The organism is Parvibaculum sp. (assembly GCF_002684405.1).
Classification (GTDB): Bacteria; Pseudomonadota; Alphaproteobacteria; order Parvibaculales; family Parvibaculaceae; genus Parvibaculum.
Window position 1 is genome coordinate 1 of record NZ_NYVD01000098.1, and the last position, 10,458, is coordinate 10,458.

Annotated in this window: 10 protein-coding genes; 7 read left to right on the forward strand and 3 right to left on the reverse strand. The window is 63.2% G+C overall.

What is annotated here, in order from left to right; genetic code table 11:
- The first annotated feature begins 305 nt into the window (after nt 1–305).
- Together CMI59_RS08675 and CMI59_RS08680 are read left to right on the forward strand one after the other, a co-directional pair.
- Nucleotides 306–770, forward strand: coding sequence for a (2Fe-2S)-binding protein (locus CMI59_RS08675; protein WP_293327307.1), 465 nt, complete (start codon nt 306–308; stop codon nt 768–770).
- A 16-nt stretch (nt 771–786) separates the two neighbouring features.
- On the forward strand, nt 787–3,042 hold the full coding sequence (locus tag CMI59_RS08680) for a molybdopterin cofactor-binding domain-containing protein (protein ID WP_293327308.1): 2,256 nt from the start codon (nt 787–789) through the stop codon (nt 3,040–3,042).
- A 52-nt stretch (nt 3,043–3,094) separates the two neighbouring features.
- Here the strand turns inward: CMI59_RS08680 and CMI59_RS08685 are convergent, their stop codons facing one another.
- Complete coding sequence (locus tag CMI59_RS08685; protein ID WP_293327309.1) at nt 3,095–4,861, reverse strand: hypothetical protein; 1,767 nt, start codon at nt 4,859–4,861, stop codon at nt 3,095–3,097.
- 214 nt (nt 4,862–5,075) lie between these two features.
- On the opposite strand from CMI59_RS08685, the gene CMI59_RS08690 reads away from it, so the two are divergent.
- On the forward strand, nt 5,076–5,594 hold the full coding sequence (locus CMI59_RS08690; RefSeq protein WP_293327310.1) for a PAS domain-containing protein: 519 nt from the start codon (nt 5,076–5,078) through the stop codon (nt 5,592–5,594).
- 119 nt (nt 5,595–5,713) lie between these two features.
- Here the strand turns inward: CMI59_RS08690 and CMI59_RS08695 are convergent, their stop codons facing one another.
- Nucleotides 5,714–6,034 (reverse strand): 2Fe-2S iron-sulfur cluster-binding protein, encoded by a 321-nt coding sequence (locus CMI59_RS08695; RefSeq protein WP_293327311.1) that lies wholly within the window; start codon nt 6,032–6,034, stop codon nt 5,714–5,716.
- 52 nt (nt 6,035–6,086) lie between these two features.
- The gene (locus tag CMI59_RS08700; RefSeq protein WP_293327312.1) at nt 6,087–7,310 is read right to left on the reverse strand and encodes an FAD-dependent oxidoreductase; all 1,224 of its coding nucleotides are present in this window, start codon (nt 7,308–7,310) and stop codon (nt 6,087–6,089) included.
- A 285-nt stretch (nt 7,311–7,595) separates the two neighbouring features.
- Between CMI59_RS08700 and tsaE the strand changes: the two genes are divergently transcribed.
- From tsaE to CMI59_RS08720, 4 genes are all read left to right on the forward strand, one after another.
- Entirely contained in the window at nt 7,596–8,114 is a 519-nt protein-coding gene (gene tsaE / locus CMI59_RS08705; protein WP_293327313.1) for a tRNA (adenosine(37)-N6)-threonylcarbamoyltransferase complex ATPase subunit type 1 TsaE, read from the forward strand.
- Nucleotides 8,115–9,239, forward strand: coding sequence for a phosphotransferase (locus CMI59_RS08710; protein WP_293327314.1), 1,125 nt, complete (start codon nt 8,115–8,117; stop codon nt 9,237–9,239).
- A 14-nt stretch (nt 9,240–9,253) separates the two neighbouring features.
- Complete coding sequence (locus CMI59_RS08715; protein ID WP_293327315.1) at nt 9,254–9,970, forward strand: nucleotidyltransferase family protein; 717 nt, start codon at nt 9,254–9,256, stop codon at nt 9,968–9,970.
- Between the two features lie 169 nt (nt 9,971–10,139).
- Nucleotides 10,140–10,458: hypothetical protein (locus CMI59_RS08720; protein WP_293327316.1), on the forward strand; the 319-nt coding region annotated here is incomplete at its 3' end.

Below are 10,458 nucleotides of genomic sequence, written 5' to 3' on the forward strand. Positions count from 1 at the left end.
CCCGCCCGCCATCAGCGCGAAGCCGGCGGCAAGGACGGTTTTCCGCAGCGGGGTGAAGGGGCGTTTCACGAGAATACTCATCGGTGGAACTCCTTTTGTCTGGGTCATTGTCGTTCCGTGAGACAGGGCTAGTTCCTGTTTGCGACCAAAATCGGGCAGCGGTCAGGCTTGCATGAAGCATCATGGGTCACCAAATGACCGAAATAGTCAAATTAGTCAGTGACACCAGTGTCCGGTCAAGTTAGCGTGACCGCCGATTGCCGGAATTAGAGGGCGCCTGCATCGTAGCCGGAGGAGATCTCGCCATGCCGATCAGCTTCAAGGTCAATGGGAAAGAACACACGCTCGATGTGGAAGAGGACATGCCGCTTCTCTGGGCGTTGCGCGACGAACTGGGCCTGACCGGCACCAAATTCGGCTGCGGCATCGCCGCCTGCGGCGCCTGCACCGTGCAGGTGGACGGCACGGCGATGCGGAGCTGCTCCGTACCGGTCTCCTATGCCGACGGGTCGGAAATCACCACCATCGAAGGGCTGGCCGATCCCGATGCCGACACGGGCGGGCTCTCGCCGCTCCAGCAGGCCTGGATCGAACGGCAGGTGCCGCAATGCGGCTATTGCCAGTCCGGCATGCTGATGGCGGTGGACGCGCTTCTGAAGGAAAACCCGCAGCCAACCGATGAAGAGGTCGGCGCGGCGATCACCAATATCTGCCGCTGCGGATCCTATCCGCGCGTACTGGCCGCCATTCGCGATGTGACGCGCGCTTAAGGGGAGGGACGGGACCATGGCATTCGACCTGAAAAAACCGACGCGCCGGCAGATGCTTGTCGGAGGCGGCCTCGCAGGCGGGGCGCTTCTCGTCGGCGTTTCCATGTCCGGCCCTTCGCGGCGGGAGCGGGAAAACGCAATCGCGGCCGAAGGCGGTGAGAAATTCGTCACCACCTGGCTGAAGATTTCGCCGGACAATGTGACGACCGTTTACGTGCCGCATTCGGATATGGGGCAGGGCCCGATCACCGCGCTCGCCATGATGGCGGCGGACGAGATGGATGCGGACTGGAACCTGGTGCGCGCCGAACAGGCCCCCGCCGAACCCGAATTCGCCAATGAGTCGCTCGGCCTCTTCATCACCAAGGGGCAGACGGCGCCCGACATGCTGGCCGGCGCCGCCGAGACGCTCTGGTACAATGTCGCGAAATTCATGAGCATGCAGATTACCGGCGGCTCCATGGCCGTGCGCTATACCGGCCAGCACGGCATGCGCATCGCAGGCGCGGCGGCAAAGGAAATGCTGGTGAAGGCCGCGGCGGCGCGCTGGAACTGCGCCGCCTCCGATTGCGAGGTGCGCGACAGCGTCGTCTATCTGAAAGGCAAGAACCGGTCCGCGACCTTCGGCGAGCTGGCGGTGGAAGCGGCGGAATATTCGCCGTCTGCAACGCCAACCTTCAAGACGCCGGACCAGTACCGGATCGTCGGCAGGCCGACCAAGCGTTTCGACGTGCCGGGCAAGGTGGACGGCAGCGGCACCTATGGCATCGATGCGCGCCCGGAGGGAATGCTCTACGCGGCGCTGCGCCAGTCGCCCGTCTTCGGCGGCAAGCTGAAGCGTTACGACGCGAGCGAAATCCTGAAGCGCCGCGGCGTGAAGAAGGTCGTGGAACTGCCCGTCGGCGTGGCGGTCATCGCCGACAATTTCTGGCGCGCCAAGCAGGCCGCCGCCGCGCTCGACATCGAATTCGATACGGGCGGCAACGACGCCATCAGCTCGGCCAGTATTTTCGAAGGCCATGAAAAGGCGCTGCAGGGCGACAGCACCGAGGATGTCGAAAAGGGCGACGCCGAAGGCGCGCTGAAAAACGCGGCCAAGGTGGTGGAAGCCGCCTATCGCGTGCCTTATCTGGCGCATGCCACCATGGAACCGATGAACTGCACTGTCTGGGTGCATGACGGCAAGGCCGAAGTCTGGGTCGGGACGCAGGACCCGCTGGGCACGCGCGCCCGCGTCGCCGACATGACCGGCGTCGACTATGACAATGTGAAAGTGCATCCGCTGCTGCTGGGCGGCGGCTTCGGGCGGCGCATTCCCTATCGCTCGGGCTTTTCGGAATTCCCCAGCGAGATCGACTATGCCTCGCTGATCGCCAAGGAAGTCGATGCGCCGGTGAAGCTCGTCTATACGCGCGAAGACGATATGCAGCATGACGCCTACCGCATCGCGGTGGCGAATACGATGAAGGCCGGGCTGGACGAAGACGGCAATCCGGTCGCCTGGCTGAACCGCTATGTCTACAAGGACGAACCGGCGGAAGCGCCGCATATTCCGTATGCGGTGGAAAATCAGTCGATCCGCTATGTGGACAATCCGACGCCGGTGCCGCGCGGACCCTGGCGCTCGGTTGCGCATACCCAGCACACTTTCTTCAATGAAAGCTTCATGGACGAACTGGCCCATGAAGCGGGCAAGGACCCTTACGAGTTCCGCATGGCGCTGTTGAAGGACAAGCCGCGCCACCGGGCCGTGCTGCAACTCGCCGCGGAGAAGGCGGGGCTCGGCAAGCCCTTGCCGGAAGGCCGCGTGCACGGGATCGCCGTGCAGCAGAGCTTCTCGACCATCGTCGCCGAAGTGCTGGAGGTCTCGCTGGACGAGGACAACCGTCCCCGCGTTCACAAGGTGACCTGCGCGGTGGATTGCGGGCGCGTCATCAATCCCGATACCGCCGAAGCGCAGGTGCAGTCCGCCGTGATCTACGGCCTGACGGCGGCGCTCTACGGACAGATCACCATCGAGGGCGGTGCCGTGACCCAGGGCAATTTCCCCGACTACCGGATGGTGACGTTGGCCGAAACGCCGGTTATCGAGACGCATTTCATCGACAGCGGCGAGGCCTTGGGCGGGCTTGGCGAACCGGGCACGCCGCCCGTCGCGCCGGCGCTTGCCAATGCGGTCTTCAAGCTGACCGGCAAGCGCATCCGCGAACTGCCCATGTCGATCCACGACCTCTCGCCGGCAAGCGGCAAGTTCGCCCAGGCCGCGGACTAAAGCGGCCGCGGATTAAACGGGGCGGCGGCTGGTGAGGACACTTGCCTTGCCGTTACGACCCATACCGGCGGTTGAGTTTGTCCAGCTGGTGTTGAAGCCGCTGGTGATAGGATTCCGTTGTTCCTTTGTAATTGTCCGGCTTCTCGAAAGAGGAAACGGGTTTGCCCAGCCGCGCACGCAGCATGATCGAGTCGCTGATGACGCCCTCGTCCTCCATCTTCTCGATAACAGGAAGCGCGCTGCTGGCTCTGGGGCCGAGCACGGTCAGAGCCTGTTTGGCGTTGTTGACGACACTGCCCATACCCGGAGGGCTGAGGCCGCGTTCCAGCAAGGTCAGAAGGAGGGGTGTCGCGTCCGCGCCCATATCCGCAAGGCGGGCAACCAATGGCCCGGCGCAGCGCAAATGAGCCTGGTCGTCGAGAAGACGTTTTTCCATGTCTGTCAGCGTAGCAAAGGTTCCCTCCGGCATGGCCCGGAGTGCTTCGCCCAGCCAGGTTGAATCCGCACCCGGGCAAGTCTGGCGTAAAATGCGTTCGACAATCGATGCGCGCAGGTCCGGCGCTTCATCCCCCAACTTTTGCACCACACCCTGAAGGTCCATGAGACCGTGCGTCCGGTCGTCGGCAAGAATCCGGATGACCAGTTCCTTGTCCCCTTTCTGAAGTCCGTATTCCTTCATGCCGCTCAGGACCCGGCTGGTAAGCGCCAAGGCCGGAGCGCTGGCGGAAAGGCTGGTGTCGTCGAGAGCCTCGCGAAGGATGGATTTCGCATCGCCGGATAGAGAATCCGAGGGAGGATCGAAGTGCAGGTCGGTAACTTCGGTGATATAGGCAACCTCGCGGAAGCGGTGCCGGGGATGCGGCTCTTCCCGTGTCTTCGTTGCCCAGTCCAGTGCGGGTGGACCGAAGGCTCCGACGGTAATTGCGAGCGGCTGCCTGAAAAACCTGGCTTTGGTCCATGTCGTGCTCGACAGCCTGTTCTGCGCGGCGTCCCTGATCTCCAGACGGATGAAGCCGGGACGAGGAAGAGCCAGGGACCAGGGGGCGGTCTCTCGGCGTGACTCTTCGATGGCACGTTCCCGAAGAGAGATGATGCGATCCGGTTTCATTGTTACAGTTTCGCGACGAATGCATTCGCCACCTACGAGCCGGACAAGCCACCCGTCGAAAAGCTTGCGCATTTTGGGATTCGATTCCGAAAGCCATATGCCGGATTCTGGTGCCGGCATCACGCTGCCGTCGCAGTCTGGAGCCCGGGACAGACGGTATTGCGCAGCCTGAGGTAAGGGCTGAAGAGTTCTTCTTTCCTCGTTGTCGTTGGTGGCCTTAACGATAACGGCGTCAATTCCTTTGCTGAAAAGGAGGCCGGCGCAGAAGGCGTCGCAATGCGCAACCCGAACGGGAGTCGGTTTCCCGTCGCGACGAAGATACTCCTTCGTCGTCCGAACATAGCGCCGGGGGAAATCAAGCAGGACGGTGCCGCTCATCCGGATGGGATGTTCGGGACGAAAGTTGTGGGCGGTCAGTTCATCGAGTTGCCGTTCGACGGGCATGTTCAGAAGGTAGGAAGCGCCGGTTAGCACACCGCCGGCAAGGACCAATCCGGCTATCACAGCTGGCCAGCGGGAAAGGAATTTCCTCGCAAGGAGCCAGAAGATTGTCCAGGTCATGACCCAAAGGAAAAGAGTTGGCGCTATGGCGAGGATGATGCCCGGTAGGACAAAGTAGACAAGACCCGAGATAACCAATTCGGGGTCCGCATGAACAATCAGCGTGAGGCTGGCCGTTGCAACCAGAAATAGGATCAGAGCTCTTTTCACATATTGCTCCCGGGACAGGGGTGCGCGACCGACTTGTCTTCATACTCAAGGGCAACCGTTGCCGTCGTGTTAATTGACCGGTGCTGCGCGAATGGCCGCGCCGACGGGGACGACTGAAATGCCGTTGGGCCGTTCCCGCAGGCGGTCGCGTATGTTTACCGAATGGTTACCCGGGCGGTGTTAGCTGAAAGCTTCACCATCCGGAGAAGCGCCCATGGATGCGCAAAAACACGGTCTGACGAGTTTTCAGTCCTCGACGCATGAGGAGCTGCCGCTCGCCGATCTGCCCGCCTATGCGGACCTTCAGCGCGTGTACGATGTCTGGTGTGAGCTGACTGAAAAGAAGGGCTGCCTTCCCGCCCAGCTCGACCCGACGACCGTGCCTGTGGCGCTGCTGCCCTATATGATGCTGCTCGAGGTGGAGGAGGATTGCCTGCGCGTGCGCCTTGCTGGCACGCGCGTCTGCGAGGAGCATGGCGGCGAGATGCGCGGCCACACCACGGATGATTTCTTCAAGCCGGAAGACGGGAAGAAAGTGCTGGAAGCAGGGTTGCGCGTCGCGGAGACAGGCACACCCTCGCTCGCCCGCAAATCCTATATCGCGATCAACGGACGGCGCTGGTCCTATGTGCGGCTGATCCTGCCGCTGTCGTCGGACGGGGTGAAGCGGGACCGGCTTTTCAAGCTGCTCGACCCCGCCGCGCTGGACATGACCTATCAGGCAGAGGCTTAAACCTCGCCATCCCGAAAACATATCACCCCCGAAAACACGTCACCCCGGGCCTCATCGAAGCGCCGGGGTGCATGTAGTACGGATGCCGGCGCAAGAAGGCCGGACTGACGAAAAAGCCTTTAGTGCTGGCTTTCCGGCATGGTGATGCGCAGGCCGTCCAGCTCGTCGGTCACCGGGAGCTGGCAGGCGAGCCGGGAATCCTCATTGGAGGCCTCGGCGAAGTCGAGCATGGTTTCTTCCATGTCTTCCTTGGCCGGCATCTTGCCCTGCCAGTCCTTCGGCACATAGACCATGCATGTCGCGCAGGCGCAGGCCCCGCCGCAATCGGCGTCGATGCCGGGAATGGAATTCTTGATCGCGCCTTCCATGACGGTCAGGCCGTTGGCCACATCCACCGTGTGCTCGGTGCCGTTATGCTCGACATAGGTAATCTTCGCCATCGGGTCTCACTCCTCCAGTATTTGTTTTTCTCGTTATGGCGCGGGCGCTTTGTCAGCCCTGCGCGATTTCCTTCACCTTGATGCTCTCATCGGCGATGCGGGCCGGGTCGAGCTTCGTCTTCTTGTGCACAAGCTGCTTGGACATCATGAATTCCGGCGCGCGGTTCACCGCGTCGACGGCGATGACCGTGTCGCCCTTCAGATAGAAGACGGCGAAGCTGCGCCCGCTTTCCGGGTCGCCGCGCACCACGGCCTTCGTATAGCCCGCCGACAGGCCGACGATCTGCAGCTTGAGGTCGTATTGGTCGGACCAGAACCACGGCACCTGATTATAGGGCTTGTCGTTGCCCATCATGGCGGCGGCCGCCGTCTTGCCCTGTTCGATGGCGTTGTGAACGCTCTCGAGCCGGAGGCGATGGCCGTAAATGCCGTTGGGGTGGCTGGTGCAGTCGCCCGCCGCGAAAATATCCGGGTCGGAGGTGCGGCAGTTCTCGTCCACGACGATGCCGTTCTGCACGTCGAGCCCGCATTCCACTGCAAGCTCCGTATTCGGAATAATGCCGATCCCCACCACCACGAAATCGGCGGGGTAGAGCTTGCCTTCGCCTGAATCGACCGCGGTGACATGCGTGTCGCCTTCGAAGCCCGCGACGGAGACGCCGGTCTCGATCTTCACGCCTTCCTCGCGATGCACGCGCTCGTAGAAATGGCTGACGATGGGATCGACCACGCGCGACATGACGCGCTCGGCGGCTTCCAGCACGGTCACGTCCATGCCGTGTTTCTTGGCGACGGCGGCGACTTCCAGGCCGATATATCCGCCGCCCACCACGACGAGGCGCGCCCCGTCCTTGAAATGGCTCTGGATGGCTTCGACATCCGCGATGTTGCGCAGGTAATAGATGCCGTCCATCTCGAAGCCGGGCACGTTGATTTCGCGCACGCGGCTGCCGGTCGCCATGAGCAGCTTGCCATATTCGAAAGCCTGGCCGTCGGCGGTCATCACGCGCTTGCCCTTGCGGTCGATCTCGGTGATGCGCGTGCCCCAATGGGTGGTGATATTGTTGTCGGCGTAGAAGCTCTCCGGCTTCAGCTCCACGCGGTCGAAGCCGATTTCCTTGGCGAGGAACTTCTTCGACAGCGGCGGCCGCTGATAGGGCGCATGGGGCTCGTCGCCGAAAATGCGGATCGGGTTTTCAAAGCCTTCCGCGCGCAGGCTCTGCGCGGCTTGCGCGGCGGCCTGCCCGCCCCCGACGATGATGATGTCCTTGCCCATGCGTTTCCGCCTCCCGAATTCTGTTTCGCCGATCTTGGCGCCGGCGTCATCTTTCGCGGAGTTTTACTACGCAATCGCCTGGCTGTCCTCTCCTTTTTAGGGTGAAGGGGTGCCGAGGTCACGTCCCGAAACGCCGCGAAATGTGACCGAAAACCCGGCGAAAAGCGCATGGAAGCGCGCCGCAGCGTCAGGTTCCGGCCCTGATGCTAAAAAGCCACAAACATGACGCTTGCGTCAACTTTTTTGTTGATTGGCGCGACGCATTGCCGCCGATAAAAAGGCCCCATGGCGGACACGACCCCTCTCGAAATCGAGCTGAAAGACGAAGCTGCGACCCATGATCTGGGGCTGCGGCTTTCGGCGCTTTTTGCCGTCGGCGACCTGATCCTGCTCAGGGGCGATCTGGGCGCGGGGAAGACCACGCTGGCGCGCGCGGCGATCCAGGCGCATCTGGAAGGCCATGGGCTGATGGAGGATGTGCCCTCGCCGACCTTCACCCTCGTCCAGACCTATGAGAGCCCGGACCTTCTGCTCACCCATGTGGACCTCTACCGCATCGAGGAGGAAGAGGAACTGCGCGAGCTGGGGCTCGTGGAAGCGCTGGATGAGGGCGCGGTGCTGGTCGAATGGCCCGAGCGCGCGGAAGGCGAAATGGCCCGGCTTTCGTCTGACAGGCTCGACATCCGCCTCTCCCTCATGCCAGATGGAACGCGCCGCGCGGAACTGACGGGAACCGGAAGCTGGGCGGCGAGACTGACCGAAGCCTTTGGGCCAGGCCCAGACCGACAAGCCGGTAGCGATTGAATGACCCGTCATCCCGATCCCGCGCGCGAAGCGGCGATACGCGACTTTCTGGAAACATGCGGCTGGGGCGGCGCGGCGCGGGCGGACCTTGCAGGCGATGCCTCCACGCGCCGCTATGAGCGACTGACGCTCGATGGCCGGCCCGCCGTGCTGATGGACTGGCCCGCCGGGCCGGACGCTCCTCCTGCCGCTGACGGGGGCGACGATGCGAAGCACGCCTATTCGGCGATCGCGCATCTGGCCGAGAACGTTCGCCCCTTCGTGGCGGTGGACAACTATCTGACCGGCCTCGGCCTGACCGCGCCCGACATCATCGCAAGCGATCTCGACCGCGGCTTCCTGCTGCTGGAAGATCTCGGCGACGCGGTGCTGGGCGACATTCTGGACCAGGGCATGGGGCCTGAAGGCGAGCCGTTGGACGAGATCTACCGCGCCAGCATCGAACTTCTCGTCAGGCTGCAGGCCGAGGGCGCCCCCGAGAGCTTGCCAATTAACGAGGGTGGTGGCGACGGTAGCGCACATGAGCTGCCGCATTTCGACGACGGGATGCTGCGCGCCGAACTCGACGTGCCGCTCGACTGGTATTTTCCGGTGGTGCTGGGACGTGAGGCGAGCGCGGCGCAGCGCGAGGAATTCCATGCGCTCTGGACGGATCTCTGGCCGCTCATGCAGGCAGGCCCCCGCGCGCTCTGCCTGCGCGATTTCCATTCGCCCAATATTCTGTGGCTTTCCGGGCAGAAGGGTTTGAAGCGCGTGGGCCTCATCGACTTTCAGGACGCTTTTCTCGGCTCGCGCGCCTATGACGTCGTGTCCCTCCTTCAGGATGCGCGCAAGACCGTCCCGGCGGAGCGCGAAGAGGTGATGCTGGATTTCTATGTCGCCTGTGCGAAGGACACGCTGCCCGGGTTCGATGAAGAGGCGTTTCGCGCGGCCTATGCCGTTTTCGGCGCCGAACGCGGCTTGCGGCTCATCGGGTTGTGGCCGCGCCTGTTGAAGCGCGACGGCAAACCGCACTATATGGCGCATATGCCGCGCACCAAATCCTACCTGCGGCGCAATCTCGCCCACCCGGCGCTCGGCGACCTCAAGCGCTGGATCGATGCAAACCTGCCGCTGGACGACTGAGGACCCCGACCCCCATGAGCCGTAACGTTTCCAAGGCAATGCTGATGGCGGCCGGTCTCGGCACGCGCATGCGCCCGCTGACCGACAAAACGCCGAAACCCCTGGTCGAATTCGACGGCAAGCCGCTGATCGACCATGCACTGGACCGGCTGGAAGAGGCAGGGATCGAAGAGGTGGTGGTGAATGTCCATTATCTCGCCGACCGGCTGGAAGCGCACCTCAAAAAGCGCAAAACGCCCGTCACCGTGATTTCCGACGAGCGCGATGCGCTGCTCGATACGGGCGGCGGGGTGAAGAAGGCGCTGCCGCTGCTGGGCGACGATCCCGTTCTCACCTTCAATTCCGACAGCGTCTGGGTGGAAGGCTATGGCAGCAATCTGCGCGACCTGATCGACGCCTTCGACCCCGACCGCATGGACGCGCTCCTGATGATCGCCGATGCGGTGCGCACGGTGGGCTATTGCGGCAGGGGCGATTTCACTATGGACCCGGACGGCCGCCTGACTCGCCGGGAGGAGAGCACCACCGCGCCCTATATGTTCGCAGGCGTGCAGGTCATCAAACCGGCGCTGTTCAAGGACGGGCCGGAAGGGGCCTTTTCCACCAACCGCATCTGGGACGGGCTCATCGAAAAGGGCACTCTCTATGGCCAGCGCATGCAGGGCCTCTGGATGCATGTCGGCTCGCCGGAAGACCTGAGGGACGCCGAGGCGGCCCTGAAGGAGACGTGAGCGCGGGAAATGGCAGGAAAGACGTGGATGCCCCGCATGAAGCGGGGCATGACGTTTCTTCCCTTAACGACCGCTTTTTTCGTCATGGCCCGGCTTGTCCGGGCCATCCACGTCTTGCGGATGGCAATGGCGATTTCTCGAAACCGGGAAACTCACTAGACTCCCTCCCATGAGTTGCGATTCCCTCCATCTTTTCACCATCCCCTCCGGCCAGCCCTTTCTGGCGCGGCTGGCGGAAGCGCTGCGGGCCGATCCTTCGTTGGGCGGGCGCTTTGCGATGGCGGACGGGCGCGCGCCGGAGCTGCCGGACCTCACCATTCTCCTGCCCACCCGCCGCGCGGCGCGGGCGCTGGGCGATGCGTTCTTGCGGGCGGGCGAGGGCGAGGCGCTGCTGCTGCCGGTCATTCGCCCGCTGGGCGATGTGGATGAAGACGGCATCATTCTCGATCCGGGCGGGCTGTCGGCGGACATGCTGGCGCTCGCGCCCG